Source organism: Parabacteroides sp. KHUB-02, from assembly GCF_056640955.1.
In genome coordinates this window covers 4,414,325-4,439,703 of record NZ_JBWQEV010000001.1, presented here as the reverse complement: position 1 = coordinate 4,439,703, position 25,379 = coordinate 4,414,325, and the positions used below count along the sequence as shown (strand labels likewise).

At 42.6% G+C, this 25,379-nt stretch carries 16 protein-coding genes and 1 tRNA gene; 7 read left to right on the top strand and 10 right to left on the bottom strand.

Annotated features, from left to right (window positions below; genetic code table 11):
• Positions 1–64: 64 nt before the first annotated feature.
• On the bottom strand, positions 65–1,966 hold the full coding sequence (locus ACYIA1_RS18655) for a hybrid sensor histidine kinase/response regulator transcription factor (protein ID WP_480336227.1): 1,902 nt from the start codon (positions 1,964–1,966) through the stop codon (positions 65–67).
• 564 nt (positions 1,967–2,530) lie between these two features.
• Between ACYIA1_RS18655 and ACYIA1_RS18650 the strand changes: the two genes are divergently transcribed.
• Positions 2,531–3,463 (top strand): FimB/Mfa2 family fimbrial subunit, encoded by a 933-nt coding sequence (locus ACYIA1_RS18650; protein ID WP_005867545.1) that lies wholly within the window; start codon positions 2,531–2,533, stop codon positions 3,461–3,463.
• A gap of 701 nt (positions 3,464–4,164) precedes the next feature.
• Here the strand turns inward: ACYIA1_RS18650 and ACYIA1_RS18645 are convergent.
• Positions 4,165–4,238, bottom strand: a tRNA-Met gene (locus tag ACYIA1_RS18645).
• A gap of 203 nt (positions 4,239–4,441) precedes the next feature.
• On the opposite strand from ACYIA1_RS18645, the gene ACYIA1_RS18640 reads away from it, so the two are divergent.
• The 4 genes from ACYIA1_RS18640 to ACYIA1_RS18625 all read left to right on the top strand — a co-directional run bounded on the left by ACYIA1_RS18640 (position 4,442) and on the right by ACYIA1_RS18625 (position 9,369).
• The gene (locus ACYIA1_RS18640) at positions 4,442–4,825 is read left to right on the top strand and encodes an START-like domain-containing protein (RefSeq protein ID WP_005859472.1); all 384 of its coding nucleotides are present in this window, start codon (positions 4,442–4,444) and stop codon (positions 4,823–4,825) included.
• Positions 4,826–4,927: 102 nt separating this feature from the next.
• Positions 4,928–6,874 (top strand): LptF/LptG family permease, encoded by a 1,947-nt coding sequence (locus tag ACYIA1_RS18635; protein ID WP_250788728.1) that lies wholly within the window; start codon positions 4,928–4,930, stop codon positions 6,872–6,874.
• A 2-nt stretch (positions 6,875–6,876) separates the two neighbouring features.
• Positions 6,877–8,094, top strand: coding sequence for a bifunctional 3,4-dihydroxy-2-butanone-4-phosphate synthase/GTP cyclohydrolase II (locus ACYIA1_RS18630; RefSeq protein WP_005859476.1), 1,218 nt, complete (start codon positions 6,877–6,879; stop codon positions 8,092–8,094).
• A gap of 81 nt (positions 8,095–8,175) precedes the next feature.
• Entirely contained in the window at positions 8,176–9,369 is a 1,194-nt protein-coding gene (locus ACYIA1_RS18625; RefSeq protein WP_005867539.1) for a pyridoxal phosphate-dependent aminotransferase, read from the top strand.
• A 155-nt stretch (positions 9,370–9,524) separates the two neighbouring features.
• Here the strand turns inward: ACYIA1_RS18625 and tsf are convergent, their stop codons facing one another.
• The 7 genes from tsf to ACYIA1_RS18590 form a co-directional block, all read right to left on the bottom strand.
• Positions 9,525–10,514 carry a translation elongation factor Ts gene (tsf, locus tag ACYIA1_RS18620; RefSeq protein WP_005867537.1) on the bottom strand — a complete coding sequence of 330 codons (990 nt, stop codon included), beginning with the start codon at positions 10,512–10,514 and terminating at the stop codon, positions 9,525–9,527.
• Between the two features lie 144 nt (positions 10,515–10,658).
• Complete coding sequence (rpsB, locus tag ACYIA1_RS18615; protein ID WP_005859482.1) at positions 10,659–11,495, bottom strand: 30S ribosomal protein S2; 837 nt, start codon at positions 11,493–11,495, stop codon at positions 10,659–10,661.
• A gap of 140 nt (positions 11,496–11,635) precedes the next feature.
• On the bottom strand, positions 11,636–12,022 hold the full coding sequence (rpsI, locus tag ACYIA1_RS18610) for a 30S ribosomal protein S9 (RefSeq protein WP_005859484.1): 387 nt from the start codon (positions 12,020–12,022) through the stop codon (positions 11,636–11,638).
• Positions 12,023–12,027: 5 nt separating this feature from the next.
• On the bottom strand, positions 12,028–12,483 hold the full coding sequence (gene rplM / locus ACYIA1_RS18605) for a 50S ribosomal protein L13 (RefSeq protein ID WP_005859486.1): 456 nt from the start codon (positions 12,481–12,483) through the stop codon (positions 12,028–12,030).
• A 195-nt stretch (positions 12,484–12,678) separates the two neighbouring features.
• Positions 12,679–13,311: an outer membrane beta-barrel protein gene (locus ACYIA1_RS18600; protein ID WP_057316323.1), complete on the bottom strand. Its 633-nt coding sequence runs from the start codon at positions 13,309–13,311 to the stop codon at positions 12,679–12,681.
• A 151-nt stretch (positions 13,312–13,462) separates the two neighbouring features.
• Complete coding sequence (locus tag ACYIA1_RS18595) at positions 13,463–13,879, bottom strand: DUF2442 domain-containing protein (RefSeq protein WP_480336221.1); 417 nt, start codon at positions 13,877–13,879, stop codon at positions 13,463–13,465.
• Positions 13,876–14,145 (bottom strand): DUF4160 domain-containing protein, encoded by a 270-nt coding sequence (locus ACYIA1_RS18590; RefSeq protein ID WP_480336219.1) that lies wholly within the window; start codon positions 14,143–14,145, stop codon positions 13,876–13,878. The genes ACYIA1_RS18595 and ACYIA1_RS18590 overlap by 4 nt, the downstream gene beginning before the upstream one ends.
• A 159-nt stretch (positions 14,146–14,304) precedes the next feature.
• On the opposite strand from ACYIA1_RS18590, the gene ACYIA1_RS18585 reads away from it, so the two are divergent.
• The gene (locus tag ACYIA1_RS18585) at positions 14,305–15,507 is read left to right on the top strand and encodes an IS110 family RNA-guided transposase (RefSeq protein WP_480334055.1); all 1,203 of its coding nucleotides are present in this window, start codon (positions 14,305–14,307) and stop codon (positions 15,505–15,507) included.
• A 584-nt stretch (positions 15,508–16,091) separates the two neighbouring features.
• On the opposite strand, the gene ACYIA1_RS18580 is transcribed toward ACYIA1_RS18585, so the two are convergent.
• Positions 16,092–19,301, bottom strand: a complete 3,210-nt coding sequence (locus tag ACYIA1_RS18580; RefSeq protein ID WP_480336217.1) for a DUF6383 domain-containing protein — start codon at positions 19,299–19,301, stop codon at positions 16,092–16,094.
• Between the two features lie 1,054 nt (positions 19,302–20,355).
• Here ACYIA1_RS18580 and ACYIA1_RS18575 point away from each other — a divergent pair.
• A complete protein-coding gene (locus ACYIA1_RS18575; protein ID WP_480336215.1) occupies positions 20,356–25,374 on the top strand; it encodes an ATP-binding protein in 5,019 nt (1,672 codons plus the stop codon).
• Positions 25,375–25,379: the final 5 nt, after the last annotated feature.

Below are 25,379 nucleotides of genomic sequence, written 5' to 3'. Positions count from 1 at the left end.
GTTTCAAAAAACAAATAAAAAATTTTGCCATTCCCCGACGATTATTCGGGAAATGGCAAAACGATTAATTCTTACCCGGCAGATACTGTGAAGGAGTGACGCCGTATTGTTCCGTAAAACGCTTACGGAAAGTGGCGGTATCGTTGAAGCCGACCATTTCCGAAACCTCTTGGATAGAGTATCGCTGCATACTGATCAGCTCGGCGGCTTTCTTCAAACGTACCATACGGGTAAGCTCCAATATACTACTATCCGAGTAGAGTTTTATCTTTCTATATAATGTAGGGAGACTCATGTTTAAAGAATCCGCCAAAATCTTCGCCTCAAAACTAGGGTCATCCAAATGTTTCTCGATCGTTGAGATAACCGCATCCATAAAAAGATTGGAAGGGGAATCATCTTTCTTTACCGTTTTCTCTCCCTCGGGATGCGCACCTACAGAATTCGACGTATAGAAACGTCTCATCTCATCCCTACGTTTCAATAAACTGTTTACCTTACTTCGTAACACCTCTACATCGAATGGCTTGGTTATATAATCATCGGCGCCACATTCAATGCCAGCTATAACATCCTCACTCTCTACCTTTGCGGTTAGCAAGACAACCGGCACTTGCGCTAATTCTGGGATGCCTTTGATTTCACGACAGGTAGCAAGCCCATCTTTAACGGGCATCATCACGTCACATAAAATAAAATCCGGCCGTTCAACTCGCGCGATCTCTACACCCTCCTGGCCATTATGAGCTTCCGAAACATGATACTCACTGGCAAAAACATGACGCAGGAACCAACGGATCTGATCACTGTCATCAATCACCAACATTTTCTTCCCGGTCTCTTTCTTTTTCGGAACAACTTGGATCAACTCGGCGATCTCCTCCTTCTGCATCTCATTCAGCTTTACCAGATCACCATCCGGCTCGATGAATTCCACGGCACGTTCCATATAATGGCTTCTCCCCAAAGGAATCAATATCGTATATTGGGTTCCCGTCTCGTCCTCCGATGAAATTCCTTCGAAAATAGCGCCGGAAGATTCTGTCATATCCACGATCTGTTTCAAACCCAAACGGGTACTTTCGCTTTCTCCTAACCCATCATCTTGGATAGAGAAAGAACAATAAGCCTTGCCATTTGAGCGCACCACGGAAATATTGATCGAGATCTTTCCAAAGCGGTAGGTATTTTTTAACGCATTAGATAAAAGTACACGCAAGGCAAACTCCATCTTCCGACGATCTATCCAGACCCAAAGAACAGAGGTTTGGGTATTAATATGAAATTCCACATTATTCATGGCTATCCAGTCCACGAATAAATCACAAATCTGCTTTGTTATACTGATCATGTCATAACGAGCTATCCGAAGATGGTTTGCCACGTCATCTCCATGACGGGTATTTCGCAATTGCTCGATAAGGTCTTGAAGAGCCAAGGTATTACGGTAAGCAGACAATAATTGAGTCGCTTCACTAGAGTCAATATCATTTTTACGTTGCAACAACTCACTCAACGAACCAAGCACAAGCGATAGTGGAGTACGCATTTCATGAATCGTTTCAACAAAAAACGAATTATGGAGCTTTTCCATTTCCTCAAGGCGCTTTTTCAAATCCTCCCGTTCTACCTCATTATCCCTATTCCAATTATCAGTCTCACGGATTTTATTGACCAACATTTGTTGGATCTCCCGATTTTTTACGCTTAACGCATCGACAGACCGAAGAAGCTCATCGTTTCTCGCCATAAGCTCATCATCTTTGGCAATATACTCTTTCTTCAACCTATACATATAATAACTCAAAAAAGCTATTACACATATGGACACTATCAGTAAAATGATAAAAGGTAGAATTCCTTGAGAGCCCTCCATTGTATCATTGGCCGCAGCAATATAATGAGCTTCAACGAACAAGCCCCAAAATGCCATCATAAATTTCGCTTTAAAACCTTTTGATCTCATATCATTGATTATTAAGATGTTATTTATATAAAACGCCAGTAAAAAACGTTCGTTTAAATCTTGCGTTTTTATCTTCAACTTTTTTGCAGCCTTACAAAGGTCAAAAATTTTATTTAAATTTCAGTTATTCAGTTGGATAAAAATAATAAAAAAAATAACATGATTATCAATGAGACTTCATAATTTATACACATAAAAACGCAAGATTTAAACGAACGTTTTTTACTGGCGTTTTAATAGACGTTAACAACAACTGCATTCCTATCACACAACAGAGGCAAGGCTATCAGTAAGGACCAGCGATGATATATTTACCACTCAAATTGATAGGAATAAACTAATTAACATTATTTAAGCATCATCCAAAACATGCATCAATAAAGGGACATAGAGGTATAATGATAGTTTTACCCACTTTTTTGATAAAAATACCCATCATAAAAGATACAACCTATGATTTTTATACATACATTCGCGATGTAGTGATAAGGAAAGACCGTTGAGGGGCGGTCAAAAAAAACCAAGTCACTTAGATTAAGGGTAAAGCATATAAAAAGTAGGGTCATGAAAAAGGGTAATTTTTTCGCAAATTGCGTATTTGCGGTTTCTGTTATTTTCACAGTTTTGTCATTCTCCGCTTGCACGGATGATTCAAATGACGTAGTAGCAACAACGAGTGAGGTTATTGAACAAGCCGAAGTGCCATTCTCCGTGGTATTAAAAGCAATGAATTCAGATGGTAACGACATTACGACCAAGGGAGAGGTGAATGGAGCTACATTATTTGTCTTCGATCAAAACAACGATTTCTTCGAGCAGATTAATGTAAACAAATCTACAATTTTATCTCGCCGGGCTATAGACATTAACTGCCCGAACAGTAATGACATAACCGTGATCGCATGGAGTGGAATCAATTCTGGAAACGAAGAGATTTCAAACATGAGCAAAGCCAATATTATATCCGATTTGCAAGTCAGTCTAAAAGAGAATAACGGCATAGCTAATATTCCGAGCGATTTGTTCTATGGACAAGTTACGCTTCATAAGAACTCTTCAACAAAATCCACCGTATCAAACGAATTACAAATCATTCGCAAAACTTCAATTTTCCAGCTTTCAACGAAAGGACTGATCAAGTATCTAGGGAGTAATGCCGGAAATTTTGAATATCGAATTAAAAATACAAAAAGCTCATTGGACTACAATGGCAACCCAACAGGAGAAGAGGTTGAATTCGCTTTCCCCGCTTCTTTTGACGAAAAAGGTAATTTGACAACAGAAGCCCAAGCCATTTTTCCGGCTCAAAATATAACGATAGAGCTTTACAAGGACGGTGATCTTATTTTTTCTAGCGAAAAAGACAAAAACGGAGAATTATTCGCTGCAAACCCCGGAAAACGCACCGAGATCACTTTCAAGTACTCTGGAGAAGTTTCGGCTAATATTGTAATTGCCGACTGGGCAACCGTTATCCAACATATAACACTGAATTAAGATACCCTCAATTTTTATATGCTTTGGTGCACGTCACGAGATTAGAGAATTTCGGGCGTGCGCTGTTTTTCTCTCAAAAACCGCATTCTCCGTGATAGGAATACCCATGATATTGACACGAACACCGTCTTAACTTTATTTAAATATTAACGGAAACCCGCTTCATCACAAGGCCCACTCCACCTGTTGATAGTTTTACACACTAAACTGATACAAATACCGATCAAATAAAGATACAACCTATGAATATTATGAATATATTCGCAACAGACATTAGGGTAAGCATATAAAAATCACAGCAGGGTCACTACATAAACAAGGGTAACTAGATTTAAATTTTATATGCTAAACGCACGCTTCAGATGATTTCCGAGGCGTGCGTTATTTATATGATAGAAATACATTCTCCTATTGAGACAAATACCATCACTCAAAACATTTAGACATACATATCTTTGTATTTATAAATCAAGCAAAGCAATTTGCGAAATTTTACCCTATGACCCTGCTTACATATATAATTACCCTTAAATTATGATGTAGGCAAACCTAATTAACATAACCGCGAGGTTACATAATTATTTTGCCTGAACAATCAAGATCGTTTACGAGAAAGATTGTTCAGGTTTTTTTATCCTCCCAAAAGACCATCTGATAGCAAAAGAAAAAAGGAGATCGAAAAATTGACCTCCTTTTCTAGGTAGCGAGACCCGGGATTGAACCGGGGACCTCATGATTATGAATCATGCGCTCTAACCAGCTGAGCTATCTCGCCATCATTTTATTGTCACTATTTCTCTTATTGACGGTGCAAAAGTAGGGGTTATTTTTGAATTACACAACATTTTCAATAAAAAAATTCGCTTAATTTTTAAGACCTCCACCTAATCAGTTAGTTATTAGTTACTTTTTTCATCATTAAAATTAGTCGTTTTCAAATCTTTTATGTATCTTGCGGCAAATATAAGGATAAGAACAATGAAGAAAGAGAAGTTTCATATCGAATACATTTTCGATAAAGTTTCACGACGAAGCTTGTGGAATCACCTAACCACCGCTTTGGGACTTTCCGCTTGGTTCGCCGACGAGGTCATTATAAATGATAATCTCTACACCTTTAAATGGAGTAAAGAGGCCCAAGAGGCAACAGTGATCGACTCCAAGCCGGAGAACTTTATCCGTTACCGCTGGGTGGACGAGGAAGATGAGAACGCTTATTTCGAATTTATAATCCATACAATCGAATTAACAGGTTCTACAGCACTTGAGATTACGGATTTCTCCGAACCCGGGGAGAAAAAAGATTCCATTAATTTATGGGACTCGCAAGTGGAAGATTTGAAGCGAACGCTTGGTATTTAGAGTAGTTTTACAGAAATCTGTGGGGTGTTATCGTTTTTTACACTACTTTTGCCACTTCAACCAGATTAGGCAATGTTGAGAATAAAACGATTATATACATTTATGCTGCAGACATTCCTGCCGTTGTTTCTTATGACATTCGGTATTTGTCTGTTTATTGTGTTGATGCAATTTCTTTGGCGATACATCGACGATATGGTGGGAAAAGGCCTCGGCATCCCTGTATTAGCGGAGATGTTTATGTATGCGGCCTTGTTTCTTGTCCCGATGGCACTTCCCTTGGCTATTCTATTAGCCTCATTAATGACTTTTGGAAATTTAGGGGAACGTCTGGAATTACTGGCCATGAAGTCTGCCGGGGTATCATTGATACATATCATGCGTCCTTTGATCGTAACGCTACTATTTGTGAGCGTGGGCGCCTTTTTCTTCCAAAACAACGTAATGCCCGTTGTCCAAGTCAAGCTATATACATTATTATATTCCATGCGCCAGAAATCACCGGAATTGGATATTCCGGAAGGTTCATTCTACAAAGATATTCCCGGATTCAATGTATATGTGAAGAAAAAGGACCCGAAGGACGGTTTATTAAAAGACGTGATGATCTATGATTATTCGGAAGGATTCAATAACGCCCGTGTAATCGTAGCGGACTCCGGACGGCTAAAGACATCCGCCGATAAATTATTCCTTGTCCTATCTTTATTTAACGGAGAATCTTTCGAGAACGTAGGTAAAAGCCAAGCCAACACGACGCAAGTGAGAACCGCCGTCCCCTATCGACGAGAATCATTCAGCAGCAAAGATATCTTGATTGAATTCGACGCGAATTTCAACCGTACCGACGAATCTTTCATGCAGAACCAATATATGGGAAAAAACTTGAAGGATTTACAAACCTCTATCGATTCGATGGGCGTACGCTTGGATAGCATCAAGGACGTGAACGCAAAAAGCATTTACGATGCCTCATACGTAAAAACACTAAAGTCCTTACGGGCTAAAAAAGAGAGTGAAGCCGAGGGGCAGCCAGACGAGCAACAGGAAAAACTGCCGGTAATCACTCCTACCATCAAGTTGGATTTCGACAGTCTTTACCAAGCGCAGGCACCGAGTAGTAAAGCGGCTTTATTAGGCCGAGCCAAGTCCTCGATCGAGAATATCAAGACCGACTATTATTTCCGTGCGGCCACGGTTGGCGACGAGGCCTATAAGGTACGCCGCCACTTGACGGAATGGCATAAGAAATTCACGGTATCGTTCGCTTGCATCATGTTCTTCTTTATCGGAGCGCCCTTAGGAGCCATCATCCGTAAAGGTGGGTTGGGGGTACCGGTCGTTATCTCGGTAATCTTGTTTATCTTCTATTATATTATAGATAATATGGGCTTCAAGATGGCACGCGACGGCGTTTGGGACGCATGGGAAGGTATGTGGCTTAGCTCCGTGGTCCTAACACCTATGGGTATATTCCTAACCTATAAAGCGGTAAAAGATTCTGTTATCTTGAATGCCGACACTTACGTGAATGCCTTGAAGAACTTAATAGGTAAGCGTGAAGGGAGAAAAGTGGAGCGGAAAGAGGTTATCATATACACCCCCGATTATGAGGCAACCCTTCCTCAACTGGAGAAATTGGTGGAAGAAAGCACGACTTATCTGGCAAACCATAAACGTTGGATCAATTATCTGACATTTTGGAAACAAGGCGGAAAAGATAACACAGCGGAACTGTTAGCTCAGGACACGGAAAATATCGTGGAGGAATTAAGTAATTCCGACCAGAATTTACTCCTGAATAAATTGATGGACTACCCGGTCATCGGAGGTTACAATAATAAGCTAAGCAAGCATATAAACGGGAAACTTGCCTTGGCTATCGGTATTTTCTTCCCACTGGGATTGCCGATCTACCTATTGGCTACGTACCAACGTAAATTGCTACGGCATGATATCGTCATGGTACAAAAGACCAGTAAGGAACTGATCAATATGATATATTCATTACATTTGCTAAAAAATAACTCGGATATAAATAATCAATAAATATGAGCGAGATTCAATTAAACACCATCGAAGAAGCTATCGAGGATTTCCGTGAAGGAAAGTTCTTAATCGTTGTAGACGACGAGGACCGGGAGAATGAAGGAGACTTTATCATCGCGGCCGAGAAAGTAACCCCGGAAAAAATCAACTTCATGTTGAAAAACGGACGAGGTGTATTATGCGCCCCGATCACGGAAGAACGTTGCCAAGAGTTGGAGCTGGATATGCAAGTTGCCAATAACACCTCTTTACTAGGTACTCCTTTCACGATAACAGTAGATAAATTAGGAGGGAAATGTACGACCGGCGTTTCCATGTACGACCGTGCGGAAACGATCTTGGCGCTGGCAGATCCAAAGACCAAGCCATCCGATCTGGGACGTCCCGGACATATCAATCCGCTCCGTGCCCGCTCTCGTGGCGTACTTCGCCGTGCGGGTCATACAGAGGCTGCCGTGGATTTGGCCCGGTTAGCCGGTTTATATCCCGCCGGAGCCTTGATCGAGATCATTAACGAGGATGGAACCATGGCACGTCTGCCACAATTAATCGAGGTAGCCAAGAAATTCGATATCAAGATTATTTGCATCAAGGACCTGATCGCTTATCGCCTCCGGACCGAATCGATCGTAGAGAACGGCGTAGAGGTAGATCTCCCTACCGAGTACGGACATTTCCGTCTCATTCCTTTCCGCCAGAAAAGCAATGGATTAGAGCATATAGCTTTGATAAAGGGTAAATTCGAGAAAGACGAGCCTATCTTAGTACGCGTGCACTCATCTTGCGCTACAGGTGATATCTTCGGTTCCATGCGTTGCGAGTGCGGAGAGCAACTGCACGAGGCTATGCGCCGCATCGACCAAGAAGGCAAAGGGGTTATCGTTTACCTGAACCAAGAAGGACGAGGCATCGGATTGATGGAGAAGATGAAAGCATACAAGCTCCAAGAGGATGGTTTGGATACGGTGGACGCGAACTTGCATTTAGGCCATCAAGCGGATGAGCGAGATTATGGTGTCGGAGCACAGATCTTACGTCATATCGGCGTAACGAAAATGCGCCTGATGAGCAATAATCCGGTAAAACGCGTAGGTCTGGAAGCTTACGGACTTGAGGTAGTAGAGAATGTTCCTATCGAGGTGAAACCAAATCCATACAACGAATTCTACATGAAAACGAAGAAAGAACGTATGGGGCATGTGCTGCATAACATTAAATAGTTATCAGAACGTTGCAAGAATTCCGATTATTGATTACTTTTGTCGCATAATAATAAAACAACCTATACAAAAAGCAATGTCATGACACAAGTCTCAGATCGTTTAGCGAGTTTATCGCCTTCAGCAACATTGGCGATGTCACAAAAGAGCGGTGAGTTGAAAGCTCAAGGTATCGATGTTATCAACTTAAGTGTGGGAGAACCCGATTTCAATACTCCCGACTTCATTAAAGAAGCCGCAAAGAAGGCGATTGACGATAATTTCTCACGTTATTCTCCCGTAGCGGGTTATCCGGCATTACGTAATGCTATCGTTGCCAAATTGAAGAACGAGAATGGACTGGAATATACAGCAGGCCAGATCTCTTGTGCAAACGGTGCCAAACAATCCGTTTGTAACACGGTCATGGTATTGGTAAATCCGGGGGACGAGGTTATCATCCCTGCCCCTTTCTGGGTAAGCTATCCGGAGATGGTGAAGTTAGCGGAAGGAACCCCCGTTATCGTTCCGGCTGGTATCGAGCAAGATTTCAAGATCACTCCAGCTCAGCTGGAAGCCGCTATTACGCCTAAGACAAAAGCGTTAATCCTTTGCTCTCCCTCCAACCCGACGGGTTCTGTTTACAGCGCCGAGGAATTGGCAGGTTTAGCGGAAGTATTGAAAAAACATACGGATATCATCGTTATAGCGGATGAGATCTACGAACATATTAACTATATTGGTAAACACAACAGCATCGCTTCTATCGAAGGAATGAAAGACCGTACGGTTATCGTAAACGGCGTTTCCAAAGCGTATGCGATGACTGGCTGGCGTATCGGTTTCATAGCCGGACCGGAATGGATCGTGAAAGCGGTTAATAAATTACAAGGACAATATACCTCTGGCCCTTGCTCTGTATCTCAAAAAGCGGCGGAAGCGGCTTATACAGGCTCACAAGAACCCGTTGAGGAAATGCGCAAGGCCTTCGAACGTCGTCGTGACTTAATCGTTAATTTAGCGAAAGAAGTTCCGGGCTTCGAAGTGAATAAGCCGGAAGGCGCCTTTTACTTATTCCCCAAATGTAGTTATTATTACGGCAAGACAGATGGAACCCGTATAATCAACAACGCTGATGACTTAGCTATGTATCTCTTAGAAGTAGCGCACGTAGCTTGCGTAGGTGGTACCTCTTTCGGGGCACCTGAGTGTATCCGCATGAGTTACGCTACCAGCGATGAGAATATCGTGGAGGCGATCAAACGTATTAAGGATGCGTTGGCCGCATTGAAATAAGAAAAAATTAAACAGATATACTTACTTGGCAAAGTAAGATATACTGCATTGGACAAGTAAGTATATCTTCTATGGGCAAGTAAGCTATACTTCATAAAAAAGGCGATACATTGGGTTGTACCGCCTTTTTCTTTATATCAAATACGTTACCGCAATTATTCAGCACGCAAAGTGAAACGTTTGAACGCCAAGATCTGTAACTCAGGATCGATCTCCTTCATTGTCTCTCTTACAGTCTTCTTGCCATCCATAATGTCTTCTTGGTTCAACAAGCAAACCTCTTTCAAGAACTTGCCCAGACGACCCTTAGCGATATTCTCGATCATCTGTTGAGGTAAGTTAGCCGCCTTCTCAGCGGAAACAGTAGCGATGATTTCTTTAGCCTTAGCTACATCCTCTGCCGTGATCCAGCCCTTATCCATGTTACTTTCCATGTGAGCCTCGCTATCTACATGCGAAGGATTAATACCAGCCTTCTTCAATGCAGCCTCTACAGCCTTCTGTACCTGCTCAGCCTTCGTCTTCTCGATAGCAACCTGGATCTCTTTCTCTTTTACAGACTCAGGAACACCAGCCTCATCGATAGCGATCGGGTTCATAGCGGCGATCTGCATAACGATATTGTGAGCGGCTTCCTCAGACTCCTTGTTGAAAGCGGCGATCGTACAAAGTTGGTTCTTACCCATATGGTTGTATACAGTAGTGTAAGCACCTTCAACTACGCAGTAGCCATCCAACTCCATTTTCTCGCCAGTGATACCGCTACGATCCGTAACAGCTTCTTGGATAGTACCCTTGCCCATAGGCAAAGCTTTCACCTCGTCCAAAGTATGGCATTTGTTAGCCACGGCAGCGTCCAAGATAGCCTGAGTCAAAGCTACGAAGTCCTCATTCTTAGCCACGAAGTCCGTTTCGCACTTCAAAGCGATGATAGCGGCGAACTCGCCATCCTTCTTAGCCAACACACAACCCTCGGCAGCCTCACGATCAGAACGTTTAGCGGCGATAGCCTGTCCTTTTTTACGGATAATTTCCATTGCTTTCTCGATGTCACCGTCAGACTCTGTCAAAGCCTTCTTACAGTCCATCATACCAGCTCCACTCATTTTGCGCAGCTTGGTAATATCAGCCATTGTTACAGCCATAATCTTATTTCCTTTATCTTTAAAATGTTTATACTTTCAAAAATTGACAATGGACAGTTGCCAATTGACAAATCCTGTCAAAAGCCAACTGCCCATTGTATTTGTATTCTAATTGTCAATTGTCAACGTCAATTGTCAATCGAATTATTCTTCGTCTTTCGCGAACTTACCGGCAACGTTAGCGTTCAACGCATCGTCGTCTTCTTTCTTCGTACGTTCTTTCTTAACAGCAGCTTTTGCCTTACGCTCTCTTTTCGGAGCTTCCTCAGCAGCCTCTGCGTCAATTTTCTCAGCCTTACGCTCTTGCAAGCCTTCGTTCATAGCCTCGCAGATAGCGCCCAAGATAACCTCTACAGACTTTGTAGCGTCATCGTTAGCCGGGATAACGTAGTCGATATTGTTCGGATTAGAGTTCGTATCAACCATACCGAATACAGGGATACCCAAACGGTTAGCCTCGCGAACAGCGATATGCTCTTTCATCACGTCTACAACGAACAACGCTGACGGAAGACGAGTAAGGTCTACGATAGAACCTAAAGTCTTCTCCAACTTAGCGCGTTGGCGAGTGATTTGAAGTTTTTCTCTCTTAGAAAGATTATCAAATGTACCATCTTTTGTCATCTTATCGATAGTAGCCATCTTCTTGATAGCTTTACGGATCGTCGGGAAGTTGGTCAACATACCACCCGGCCAGCGCTCGATAACGTAAGGCATACCTACGGAAGCAGCCTTATCAGCGACAACTTGTTTAGCTTGTTTTTTGGTAGCCACGAAAAGAACTTTCTTGCCTTGTTTAGCCAAGTTCTTCATAACTTCAGCGGCTTCGTCTACTTTAGCAACTGTTTTATAAAGGTCAATGATATGAATACCATTGCGCTCCATGAAGATATAAGGAGCCATAGCGGGATTCCACTTTCTTTTTAAGTGTCCGAAGTGTACACCAGCCTCTAATAATTGATCAAAATTTACTCTTGACATTGTTTTTTTCTTAAATCGTTTACTTTCTTTGTTTAATTTCAACCATCAGGTAGTCTTTCCGCATGTCCACATGTAAAAAGAATCCCGATAATTTAGATACTAAACGCTTCGCTTTACTTGTAAGGGACTCACAAATAACATTAACGTTTACTGAACTGGAATCTCTTACGAGCTTTCGGACGACCCGGTTTCTTACGCTCAACAGCACGAGGATCGCGAGTTACGAATCCTTCCGCTCTTAAGACAGCCTTATCTTCCGGATTAATCTTTATCAACGCACGAGAGATAGCCAAACGGGCAGCCTCAGACTGACCTTTGAAACCACCACCGTCAAGGTTGATCTTAATATCATATTGCTCAGCGACGTTCAACTTTGCTAACGGCTGCTTTACGATAAACTGAAGGATTGAAGAAGGAAAGTATTTTTCCAGCTCACGTTTGTTGATCGTGATCTTTCCCGTACCTTCGCTAACGAATACGCGAGCGACTGCCGCTTTACGTCTTCCTATTGCATTTACTACTTCCATCGTGATTATTTATATGAGTTTATATCGATTAACTTAGGTTGTTGAGCCTCGTGCTTGTGCTCAGTTCCCTCATAAACGTACATGTTGTTCAACAACTTTGCACCCAGACGGTTCTTAGGCAACATACCTTTTACTACTTTACGGAACAGACGGTCGCCACCTTTCTTCAAAAGATCAGCCGGAGTATACTCGATCTGTCCACCGGGATATCCGGTATATCTCAAATAAATACGATCGTTCCACTTGTTACCAGTCAGAACGACTTTGTCTGCATTGATGATGATTACATTATCACCACAGTCAACGTGCGGAGTGAAATTGGGTTTGTACTTACCGCGCAAAAGCTTCGCTACTTTAGCGCAAAGGCGACCTAACGTCTGGCCTTCAGCATCAACAATGACCCACTCTTTGTTTACAGTTGCCTTGTTTGCAGAAATGGTCTTAAAACTTAAAGTATCCACTGCTTAAAAATTAAATTAATTAATAACTCAAAAAACTAGCCTTACCAACATTGTCACAACGGACACATGATGCAACAACGTGCTAAGAACTAAACTCTTAGTACAATTTGATAATAATCGGCTTGCAAAGGTACGGGTTTTATCCGAAATACCAAACAAATCTAATTATTTTTCAAGTTATTATGAAGATACTCATCACTTACGGAAGTAATACCCCAAAGAGAATGTCACGTTATTCTGAAAGACAGAAGTCTCGCCCTCACGTTTCAAGGCACGACGGTCTATCATACCGCACAAAGCACTTACCGAGAAAAAAAAGTTGCTGTATTCCACCGCCAGCCCCACATTCATACTGAAGTCGCAAGGCTTCAAGTCTTTCTCCTCGGACACGCCAAAATGGAGATCCGGATTGGTCTCTCGGCTTTTCATCTTTCCAAACAGCGACCAATCAAAGGCCGGACCGGCGAATACGGACAGATGAACGTCCGTAAAGGTAAACGTATAAGCCACATTCACGGGAATCTGCAAAGAGTAATACCAACATTTATTATGAAGCGCCATCCCATGCATATCCTGATTCGAATAATAAGCGCCCCCTTGGTTCACGAACGCCACCTCCGGACGAAGCGACCATTTCTTATTCTTGCTCAAAGGAATATCCGCCAAACCCGCTATGCTAAAACCAAAGCGGGCTCCCGCCTCATACCGATCCTCTACCTTTTGGATCAACGAAGAATAAGCGCCTCCGGCACGTACGCCGAAAGAAACCTGAGCCATCGCCGGTAAAATCATCATCACGGCAATCAACAACAATCCGATTTTTCTCATAAACTTCCTCATTTGCTTTTCCTTCTATTAGTAAGCAAAGATATACATTTTTCAATAACATCTACATTTATGCTGCTGAAACATACAGAAAGGCTACAAGAAAAGCATATATCCACAAATTATCATACGCTATCAGTGCCTAAACATAGAACTAACCTACTTCCAGCAATGCCCGTCCTAAAGAATGAAGTTCTTTTATAATCTCTTCCCTTCTAGCCAAGGAAGGCTTCTTTGTTCCACAGATATAAGCGGCCATCAAACTTTGCTTGATACCTAATCGACGAGCTATACCTGCCACATTGATTTCAGGAAAGGCCTTGAACAACTTATAGAGCTCAGATTTATCATCCATCGTATCCTTCTTGAAAAAGCCCTCATAAGAAAGATCCTCATCCAACTCAGGCCAATGAATCCCTATATTGTCAGTCTCAAAGTTCTGCAACTGCCGCAAGGTGGCATTCCTCAAACGTTCATAGCCTGCGATCGGCTCCGTCTGTTCCACCCCATCGGCTGTCAATATATGCACGAATTTCTCATCCACCCATACTTTTACGACATCAACATTCATTCTATTTCCTCCTTCCTGTTTTTATTGAAGAACTCATTCCATCGTTCAAATATCAATTCTTTATTTTCCTCGATAACCATTTCTGCCATTTTTAGCTCATTAGGCTGCAATCCGTTATTCTCTATCAAAGTTATCTCCGGCTCTATATTGAACTTAGCATTTTCTTTCACCTTACCTTTTCCTTTAATCACATACACATGGATAGGCTCATGATCATTTGAATAAAACATGAATCGCAACCCAAAGAATATAAATAACAATGGCATATTATATTTTATTATGTACACCACAAAATTATATAGAAAAATCGAGTTTTTCTACACCGGCACAATAAAAACCGAGGCCAGCGCGCAAATTCTGCTTCATACTTCGTTTAATTGTTACGAATGTCCTATATTTAAGGAGTGTAATAAAAAATTTCAAATATGGACAAAGACAGAATTGTGGCCGGCCTTGATGTCCACAAAGATACAATTTATCTCTGTGTGATTGATAATACCGAGGTCGTTATTTTTGCAAAAGTTTATGGTACATTGACTCCTGATTTAGAACTTATGTGTTCCGAGATGGTTTCTCATGGGGTGACAGAGGCAGCAATGGAAAGCACTTCGACCTATTGGGTCCCTGTGTGGAATGCCTTGTGCGAGAGCATGTCTCTCAAATTGGTAAATCCTTATTTTATAAAGCAGCTTCCCGGTCGCAAGAGTGATGTGAAGGATGCCCACTGGATAGCGGAATGCTTGTTGAAGAATCTGATTCGTGGAAGTTTTGTGCCGGATAAGAGAGTGCAGGACATGCGCAAGTATAACCGTCGCATCTTCGACCTGAATGAAGACCTGACGTATAACAGCAATAAACAGGACGCTGCTTTACAGCGATGTGGTTTTCGGTTAAGTAACTATGTATCCCGAGTCAATGGAAAAAGCTATCAGAAATGCGTCCGTGCAATAATAACCGGGATAACCGACCCTGAGGAGCTGGTGAAACTCATTCATGGAAAAACTCTACGGAAATACGGACGCAACATCATAAAGGATGCCGTAACGGGTGACTTTCATCAGGCAGACATCTGTTTGTTAAAGCAATACGCAGAGCTTATAGAGGTAATCGAGCGACAAATCGAAGAATGCAGGAATGCTCTCATTGCCATGTGCCAGGAACACTTCCCGAAACAATTCAAACGTCTACAGAGTATCCCCGGTGTTAAAGAACGCGCCGCTTCGGCTATAATTGCGGAGACCGGGGCTGATATGAAATCGTTTGAAAAAGCAACAAACCTTGTGGGATGGTGTGGATTGAAACCACGTAATGATATAAGCAACAATAAAGTCAAAAGCAACAGGACGACGCATGGGAACCGATTCCTGCGTCAGATATTGATTGAAATATCCTGGGTCGCATCAAGAACCCGAAACTGCTTTTTCTCAAATTTCAGCTACGTGCAATGCACCCAACGCCATAAGAACAAGATGAAGATACAAGTGGCCATCGCCCGAAAGCTATTGGTTGCAGTATGGCACATGCTGACAAAAGACGAGGATTTTATAGATGTTTACCTCAAGCGGCTTGAAAAGCAGGCGGAATGGCAAAATGATATTCAAGCATTAGAATCGTTATTGGTCGGATAGACCTTTCCGATATACCTCTATCGACAACATAATTATCTTTGTGCTGCCACATGAGCGCGTTTACAAAATTATTGTATCCATAGAGGGATTGGACACCGGCGTAGTCCTTTCAGGCTGAAGAGGAAAGTAACAAACTTTACTAGTTCAGACGACAAAATACTTGTCGCCTTAGGCGTTTTGTGGGAAAATGTACGGACTATAAGTATAATTAATTAGATACAAGTAAGTTACATACGAATAGAAGAGCGGGGGATTTTTCTTTTTAGAGGAAAGATAATGTTATTAATTAATAACCAACAATAAACAAAAAACATTTTAGTGGGCACTTCTACTTATTAAATATATTCATTCTAACTACTGGAACAGTATTAAATCAAACAGAGGAAGCAACGCATGATAGCGACTGCCTCCTCTGATTCCTTTTCCACCCTCCCTCCTCACGGAGGTAACGGTGGATGAACTTTAATTTATTACTTTAGTATTAATATTAATCCATTCCCACCTGTTCGCCCTCACGGGCTACTTGAATCACTACAACTCCCGCGGGAATGATTTTCGATTTATGTTATTTATCGTCATTATTCTTATTTAACGACTGCCTTAACAGCTGTCTCACCTTCTACGGCCACTACAACGATACCTGCCGGAGCGGCGATCGTAGCGTTGTCGGAAGTAAGAACCGTCTCTGCGATAGACTTACCAAGAACGTTCTTCACGGAAACCTTCTTACCGGCAGCGCCTTGGATCTCGATCATACCGTTACCGGTGATAACCTTGATGCCCTCTACTACGTCAGCTACAGACTCGTTGGAAGTAGGATCGCCAGCTGTGATCGTGAAACGCATAGCATTTTTCTTGTCACTGCTCCAAGACAATTTCTCGTTGATGCTATACAGATAAGAGCTCTTTTGGGCTACGGAACGGATACGATATTCGTTCTCATTATCCTCACACTGAATGATCTGAACCTTGAAGTAATCCAAACCGCCTAATACACCTTCATCATCAGCCTCTTTCGCTACAGTAACCTTATTACCCTTAACGACCGTAGTCAAAGTATCCTTAGTTTCCCAAAGAGTGGCCGGCTTGAAGATCGCCTTCGTAACATCCTCGTTCCACTGATACTTTCTGTCATATGTACCGTCTGCCACATAATAGTTTACAGAGTCTGCCGGGTTGAACAAGAACAATCTGTCACCATTTTCAACCGTACCCTTGTTAGAGATATAGAAGGAAGGAACAACAGCGTCCTTATCAGTTACTTGCAAGTAGAAAGAATATTGGTTCTCATTGACAACGATACCGTCGCGGTTCTCGTTCATGGAAACATAGTTATCTTCTCCTACCAAAGAGATATGACCTTCCTCTGCCGGATAGCTGATTTCCGGAGCCTCAACGATCAAATAAGTGTTCAACAACCAATCTTGTTTACTACCCGAAGTCATATCGATAGGCCATGCATAAACAGAAGACGGGGTCTCATACTTGCACATATCATTGCTATCATCATAAATAGCGTCTACTACAGATTTCGTATCCTTATTCAAAATTGAAGCGATATTTGAGCTCGTGCTTACAACCGGAATCAAATAAACAGAACCATCGGCAGCCAATTTAATTACGAATCGAGCAACATCTTTAGCGACCAAGTCCTCTTTCTCATCCACTTCATTAAAATATCCTTTCGGGAAATATTTCTCAGTCTCGATACCATCATTGATATACTGCAACTGATAAACATAAGCATATCCCTTATCACCTCTAGCTTGTACCGTCACGCGACCATCCTTATTGTAAACGAAACTGCGCTCGATGATCGTGCTTTGTTTCTCATCTTTTACTAATTGCCATTGAGCGGCATCAGACACCTCGTTAGCGAATCTATCATCCGCATTCAATTCATATCCAGTCACCAATTTCTTAACAGCCGCATACCACTTATTGGAAGTCTCGTTGTTATCACGAGCGAAAGCCATTGTTACCAAAGTCTCATCGTCCAGATTCAAGAAACCAGCGTACGGATCAACCTCTGCCGGAGTCAACTCAACGATCAACTGCTTCATATCGGCCTTATCAGCACCTGCTGCCTCATTGTAAGTATTAGCATCCACGTAGATAGGAGTGATCTCCTTTCGATCTGTAGCCAACTCATACACATTCTCGCCTAAATCGGTCTTCGGGAACAAGCTAGCAACAAAAGACACACCAGTCTCACGGTTCGTGAATGTCACCTTATAGGTTTCGTCTACGCTGGAGATAGCCCATTGATAAGCCGGAGTCTCCAATTGAGAAAGCACCTTTGCCTTTGCGACCAACTCAAATCGAGCGATTCCACGCACATCCTTAACCGCATTCGTCAAATACTTGCCATACGCACTCTTGATATCCTTCTTATCGATATTATCAGCACCTACATATTCCTTACCATCCAAGATGCGGATCGTATAAGCGGAAACCTTAGCCTCCTTGCTCAATAAATCGATACCCTTCTTCATGCCGGCAGCAGCCAATTTGAAGATGAATTGGTTATCTGTAGTCTCATGTGTAGTTGTCAAGAAGTAATCATCATTATGCTTTAACACATGTAGTTTAACATCTGCTTGTCCATGTTCCGCCTTGCTACCTTGCTTACGATAACGGAAGCCATCTACATTCAACTCATACGGATAAGCGTCCACATAGCTTTTCTGTACACGGAACTTAGCGTTATTGATAGAAATCTCGTTGCCCGCAGTTTTCCAAGCATTATTCGTACCTTGATAAAAGTTCAAGTCGCTAACTTTCACCTCAGCCAAAGCGAAACCATCACCAGCGGCACGTCCTGCGTTTGTTGCCTCCACAGTCTCAGTTGAACTTACAACCAAAATTGTAGCGTTCATCCAGTCTTTATAAGTAGCACCTATCTCTTTCGGAGCGTTCTCTGTAAAGAAATACATACCCGGCTCGATACGTAAATCAGAAGTAGCACCCGCATAAGAAGGATCCGTTGCGTCAACCAGAATAGCGCTAGTCACATAGCGAGCTACCACCTTCTTCGTATTGAACAGATTTCCATTCGGTTCCTTACTGCCCTGATCACTATCATAAGGTTTAGAAGCGAATGAGAATCCGGAGTCGTTATATAATGCGTTCAACTCGCCCGCACTCTCTAGTTTTTCAGATTCAACCGCATAAAATACAGGATTGCCTATTGTAGTAGTAGCAGAAATAGAACCTCCTACAGCCTCAGACCATGACAGGGCTTTCCAAGAAGTCACTCCTGATTTATACACAACCATGTAGTTATTAGCCGTGGCATACTTTTTACCAGAGATCGAAGTAAAAGAAGCAGAGTTCTCAAACACGAAATCATTGTATGTATCCTCCGCTTTAGCTGACGGATCTTTCTCTACGGCAGTGTATGCATTGTTATATCTCAACACCTTACCCGTCTCCGCATTTGTAAAGCTATAAGAGAAAAAGCCTTTTGGTGCCTCAGTCACACTAACCGTCCAAATGTATTTCTTAACATCATCTTTTTCGCTAAGTACAGCACTCAATGTCTGCCCAACCTCATCAATCTTACCTGTAGTCTCATTCAGCTCATGACCATAGGCGAACTTAGATGATGTATTATCCACCATCACATACCGGCCTCCATTTTTCAAATCTGTCGCCGGAATAGCCGTGAAGGTACCGGAACCATCAACCAAGCCGGCTAAATCTTGAATGGAACTCTGAGCGAAGGCACTACCGCACAACGACCCTGCCATCAGCAGACCCGCCGTAAACAATGTAGAAATCTTTCTGTTCATAATTTAAAATTTAATATTAATAATAGTGTTAATTAAGTACTTACCTCATCCCCGGCAATTCGATGCCGGCAGAAAACGACTAGTCTAAACCATCGTTTAGATCTTGCGTTTTTAAAGAAGGAAAACGGGAGGTTCGTTTACGGAATCGGTTGTTTCGTAAAGGATAGGCTATCCTATTGATAAGAAAGCGAATAAGGGATGAAAAAAATAGCCCGGAAGGGTTGCAGAAGTCAAAGAAACGCGTACCTTTGCAAATGACTAATTAAAACGATCGTTTTTACTAGTCGTTTTCCACCCCTATTTATTATCACTATCATATTAAGGTACGCACGTACATTAAAATATATCCATACATTAAGAACCGATTAGCAACAAATGACATTCTGACATTTTGTATACCGAACTCACGGAGAAGCGTATTTTTCGAGCAGAAGTACGGCAGGCGCTCAAATTCGCAAGATAAAAACGGCAAACAGCTGTCTGATAGAGCCCTATCGAAAAACGGCCTTTCAAACTAGCGAAATTAATTCATCCTAATTCATATCTCATCCCGTATTTGGGCTACTTTATGGGGTTACAATAGGGTTATAACCCTGCTAGAATGCCCATTCACGACTACTCACGATGCCCAACGGCACTATCGGCGTTGCCCAAAAGCACTAGTCGCATAGGCTTTCGGCACCTATCGCGCATGAAAAACCGACCTTTCGCATGGAAAAACACCACTTATAGCTCCTCTGCGGACACCAGATGGAGAGACTCGCGAAAATTCCTCGTCACGATATGCGGCTTATATCAAGCAAAAAGTCGGCGGAAACACCGTTTTACGAGACAGGTGAATTTCCCTAAATCATCCATATAACAGCCGGATCATGCCGTTCCAAAAACACGTACGTGTTTTTTTAAAGCTTAACCGACACCTATCGTAATCAAAAAGTAGTTGCCTTTTTTAAGAAAAGCCAGTATCTTTCTTGCACACCTCAATCCTATTCGTTAAATTTACGAACCTTTGGAAGATTAAATCTAACGTACAATTAGGAAAAGCGAACTACTTATGCGAGAAAAACACAAACAGACGGCTCAAGCAAACAAATATGCTCCCTTATCAGACTATTCCTCGTCTATCAAGCATATACTAATCCCCCTGCCCGGTTTCAAGAACTACCACCAGACCGGGACCGAGAGTATCGAAGATAAGAACTTCATCGGTAGAGACACGATCATCGCCAAGTTAAAAAGCTGGCTTAGCAATGACCAGACTTATACCGGGGCTTATCTGATCACCGGCTATCGGGGAATGGGTAAATCCAGTTTCGTAGGCAAAGTACTATACGATTTATCCCACCAGTTCCGACCTATCTCTACCCGCATACATACAGGTGTCAAACTTGCGCTGATCTTCTTGGCCGGTTATATCTGCCATCGTCTAAAAATGGAAGAAACACTCGATAGCTATCCAATAGCCGTAGGTATCATTTCCTGCGTTGTTTTTCTTATCCTAATGAAAATAAGGACGATCCCCAAGGGGGAAAGAACCCTGCGCAATATCGGCAAGCTTTGTAAGGACCTAATAAGCATAAAAGGCATACGATACATCCCCGTGCGGATCAATGTAGGCAATGAGATCTTGCGCGACAAAGAAATCCTCCATCTTATCTGCAAAAGCGTAAACGACAAATTCACCGAATATGCCCAAACCCGACGTATAAGGAGCTCTTATCTTGCCCTAATTATCGGGTTATTCCTTATCTGCGTCGTATTCGCCTATATGAAATCGCCTTTCCCGATCCACGCGAATACCTACAAGGAGATTTACGCCCCCCTCCTATCTCTCAACGAGATATTCATTCACGTTTGGAGAAATTATCCGATCGGACCGGCCCTAGGATTCATCCTATTACTCTGCCTCTTCTTCTGCCTAGAAAAGATCGTTCCAAGAATAGCGGAACTATTCCACCTATATCCCTACCCAAGCCTGCGTAGCATAGAGAAACGCCTCGATTGGCTATGCGACAGGAGCGTCGCCACTGTCAGCGAGGACTACTCTTCCCTCACGTCTTATATCCCCTTCAACCCGTTCCGCAAGAAAAGCTATCCAGCGGCGTCGGTCCGGGAGATCGAACAGGGCTTAATCAGTATATTCGAGGATATCCACCTGCAAAGCAAGTCCAAGCTGCGCTTTATCATCATCTTCGACGAGCTGGACAAAATAGACATGAAAGAGATGGACATAGGCGACGTGAACGAGGAACCGACCTACGACCTTTCCGCAAGCGGCTTCTCCGGAACCCTCAACACCCGTAAACGGAAAGAGATGCTGATGAAAACATTAGGGGACATGAAGTATTTCCTCTCCACCGTGAAAGCGAAGTTCATCTTTATCGCCGGCCGGGAATTATACGATGCCTACCTGACAGACGTATCCGACCGGGAGTTCTCGATCAGCAGCGTCTTCGACGGAGTGATCCACGTCAATAGTTTCTTGAAACCACCCTCTCACGACAAGGGAATCACCGCCATGACCGAAGAATATATCTGCGAGCGTCTCTTCCCCCAAGAGGCAGACAAGGAACGATACGAACGAACGCTCAAGAAATACTATCAGTATGAGATAGAACGATTGGCATTGGACAAGGATGGCACGCCAAACCGGGAGAAACTGCGCAAGCGCACGATCCGCAACGTGTCCCTGCTTTACCAGTATTCCATGTATCTCTCTCATATCAGCAATGGTTCCCCGAAAAAGATCGCCATCTATTTCGAGAAAGAGATCCGTCCCGCCGATTATCTTCGTTCCAAAGGCTACGTCCTAGAGGAAAAGGACTGCTGTTTCTACCTCTCCTTCGGGGTGAAGGATATCCAACGCATCGGCTTCATGTATTATATCGCCAGCCCGATCACGCAAACGATGATCAACATGGCGAAAATATACGAGGACAAGCTATTGGTCTCCACCTCCTTCATGATCAACCATATCTATAAGTACCACAACAACGGTTTCTCATGGCGCAACCTTGAGCATATCCCCGAGTTACTGGAGATCAACAAGACCCCGGAATTCCGGGATTTTGTAGGTTCCATCGTATCCATGCTGCGGCAGACCCATCTGGAGAGCATATCCTCCGGGCTCTACCAATTCAAGTTCCCGCTAAAGATCTCGGAGGAAATCTCTTTCTTGAGTAAACGCTCCGAGGCGGTCTCCGCCATCTTCCATTTCTCGCGCGATGAGTCCTTGCCCATCAAGAAGCATTACATCAAATTGCTCAAATACTACACGAACGATTTGAACAAGATAAATGATGAGGAGTTGTATACCTTGGCTAGCATCCACCATATCTTGGCGGACATCTACCTGATGGACGAGGATTACTCGCAAGCCATATTCGAATATCAGACAGGTTTGCAGCTATTATCAAAGCAGCTCTCCGGTAGCGATTACGACAAGGATTCCCATTGGATCTCCCATATGCTGTTCTTAGTCCGTAATATGCTGAAACTGGGCTTGACCTACGAGAAACGAAAAACCTTCGACTCGGCCTATATCGCATATAGCGAGCTGGCGAACCGGCTGGTAGACTACCGCCGGTTTAAGGAGGAGGAATGGGATTTACGCTACGCGATACAAGAACATGAGCTGCATTCGGAAAAAGACGCGATCCTTTATCCTATAAAGAAAAAGAAAAAGAAAACGGCTACCAATGGCAATAAGATCATCCCTTCCAAATGGGATAACAAGCATAAAGGTTACGCCTTCCAAGGAGACCATATACGCTCCGAATTCGCCCGTATCCTATCGCCGGAGAAGAGCTCGATCATCATGCGTATGTCTTTCTTCAATGACATCCGTCTCGCCTATCTTCCCGCCTTGGCCAAATTATTCGTGCTGGAAAAGATCAGCCACGAAGGGATCACTCTTAGCAACCTAGACATCATAGAAGCGGAATATTTCTATCTGCACATAGCCACGGACGACTCCGAGAAGGTAATGGCATCGGCCGATTTCTTCCAAAAGCTGGGGGATATCATGTATTATAAGAATGGACTGATTACCAATCAGATGAACAATATATTCCAATCCTTGTACTTCTGGGGATACGACTTGAAGAAGTTGATTGACGATATTTGCCTGAAAGAGGAGAATGGCCGGATAAAAGAACGGGGAAGTAACTCCTATTATGAGAACCGGAGAAAAATGGAGGAATGGTTTAGTTCAATAGAAAAGAAGGAATACGAGAAACAAATAGTGATTAACAATATCGAAGGGCTGAAAGAATATATCAAAGCCGGAGTTCGTGAAAAGCTAGAAGAAGATCCTCCGGGTATCGACTGGGACAATCTATTCAATAGCCAATTCCCCATTGACATAGAAAAATCCATGGGGTGCATGAAGCATCGCTCCACGTTACTTCAAAGGGGAAAACGGCTTCCATGCCACGCATGTAAATACTACAATCAGAGCTTAAGCTCTATTATGGAGAGGATCTTACACATCACTCATGATAAGACCCAATCCTCCTCTGTCGAACTATTTGGACTTTTGTTGAATTCCAGAAGCTCGGTAACAAGCCTTAATGAGAAATTCAACTCTCTTATCGCTAATACGCTAAAAGGGATGGGAAATGTATTGCTTGGTTGTTCGCATGAAGAGTATAAGCTCGCTTCCAGATTTCTTCAAGACTTCTTTGACGGATTGAAGCTTTATTACTCTCCCCTAAGCTCGTCCAATAATAAAGCCACGCTATTCAGCGGTTATAAGTTAAACTCACTTGAAAAGGCTCTGTTATATACGGCGGAGGCTTCCATCTTCTTCGAGATATCGGGCGATAAACATTCCAGCTTTCTAATGAATAAGCAAATCATCGAGATATTCAACGCTTACTTAAGGATACATTTTACAGATTCGGATATCAACTTGCTCATACCGTTCTTAGGAGATATCGAAGATTTAGCTTGCCGATCTGTCATGCAATTATACTCACATTACGAGCATGTGAATATCGCTGAGATACAAAAACTGAAACATTTGTTCGGCAGGGATATCTATGAGAACGTAAATTTGAATACATTGCCACTCTCTCCGGACATAGAGGAGGTGATTTATCGTTATTATACGTTGGAAATCAAATGCAAGCGATATGATTGTATAAAGGATCTATATGCGTGTACTTTGATGGGACCTTATAAGCAAATAAGTACGCTGAGCCAGAATGTTGCCAATCTGAGGTTTAAGGTCTTGATGAACGAGAAAATATTTGATGAGATATGCGGTTGGTCTATCGACTTTAATTCCGGCAGGTACAAAAGCAAGTCAAAATATATCGAGACATTGCACAACTATTTCCGGATCGACCCGAGTGTTTTCCAAATACTCAAGGAATACAATATCAATATCAAAGGGGATAATAGCATGGATGACAAGATTCATATCATTAACTTTTTCATCTCAGACTCACTATTCTGCTTGTCAAAGATATTTGAACTGATTATCCCTTTAAATAATACGACCTTATTCTCTTACTCGTTCATAGGGGAAATCAGCGAACATTTATGCCTATGGAATTTCATGTTCGAGAATCTATATCTGCTCTACGTAGCTGTCGATCACATAGACGAGGATCCTTCCAAATATAATGGGAAGGCGCTACTGGAACGATACGACCAAGAAAAGGACAGAGACGAGGAGTTATACCATTCATTCGACCAACTGAGGAACGCTATAGCAAACAAGACTTCCAACCGAACGCTGTCCTCGCATTTGATGGATCTGATTCGAAGGCATATCAGCCAAGATGGGTTCCAGCATTTGATAAACAACTATCAAGTAGAATCCGCTATCCAAAATTATAGCAGGGCCATCGAGATGCATACAGAGGGAAAAGCCTATAAGGAGATGATCAAGAGTCTGTATTTCTTGGATGATGACTTGAATAACGATAGCTGTCAACAGTTGATAAGTATTGAGAGATATTATATAAATTGTGGATTCATCGACCGGAAGATCAATTATCTGAAAGGGAGAGCCACACAATCGCCAATCTACAGGCTGGATTCGTATTTAACAGAAATCAAATAATATAT

Coding starts and splice junctions, on each gene's coding strand:
- ACYIA1_RS18655 (WP_480336227.1), bottom strand. CDS start 1,966: ATGAGATCAAAAGGTTTTAAAGCGAAATTTATGATGGCATTTTGGGGC.
- ACYIA1_RS18650 (WP_005867545.1), top strand. CDS start 2,531: ATGAAAAAGGGTAATTTTTTCGCAAATTGCGTATTTGCGGTTTCTGTT.
- ACYIA1_RS18640 (WP_005859472.1), top strand. CDS start 4,442: ATGAAGAAAGAGAAGTTTCATATCGAATACATTTTCGATAAAGTTTCA.
- ACYIA1_RS18635 (WP_250788728.1), top strand. CDS start 4,928: ATGCTGCAGACATTCCTGCCGTTGTTTCTTATGACATTCGGTATTTGT.
- ACYIA1_RS18630 (WP_005859476.1), top strand. CDS start 6,877: ATGAGCGAGATTCAATTAAACACCATCGAAGAAGCTATCGAGGATTTC.
- ACYIA1_RS18625 (WP_005867539.1), top strand. CDS start 8,176: ATGACACAAGTCTCAGATCGTTTAGCGAGTTTATCGCCTTCAGCAACA.
- tsf (WP_005867537.1), bottom strand. CDS start 10,514: ATGGCTGTAACAATGGCTGATATTACCAAGCTGCGCAAAATGAGTGGA.
- rpsB (WP_005859482.1), bottom strand. CDS start 11,495: ATGTCAAGAGTAAATTTTGATCAATTATTAGAGGCTGGTGTACACTTC.
- rpsI (WP_005859484.1), bottom strand. CDS start 12,022: ATGGAAGTAGTAAATGCAATAGGAAGACGTAAAGCGGCAGTCGCTCGC.
- ACYIA1_RS18600 (WP_057316323.1), bottom strand. CDS start 13,311: ATGAGAAAAATCGGATTGTTGTTGATTGCCGTGATGATGATTTTACCG.
- ACYIA1_RS18595 (WP_480336221.1), bottom strand. CDS start 13,879: ATGAATGTTGATGTCGTAAAAGTATGGGTGGATGAGAAATTCGTGCAT.
- ACYIA1_RS18590 (WP_480336219.1), bottom strand. CDS start 14,145: ATGCCATTGTTATTTATATTCTTTGGGTTGCGATTCATGTTTTATTCA.
- ACYIA1_RS18585 (WP_480334055.1), top strand. CDS start 14,305: ATGGACAAAGACAGAATTGTGGCCGGCCTTGATGTCCACAAAGATACA.
- ACYIA1_RS18580 (WP_480336217.1), bottom strand. CDS start 19,301: ATGAACAGAAAGATTTCTACATTGTTTACGGCGGGTCTGCTGATGGCA.
- ACYIA1_RS18575 (WP_480336215.1), top strand. CDS start 20,356: ATGCGAGAAAAACACAAACAGACGGCTCAAGCAAACAAATATGCTCCC.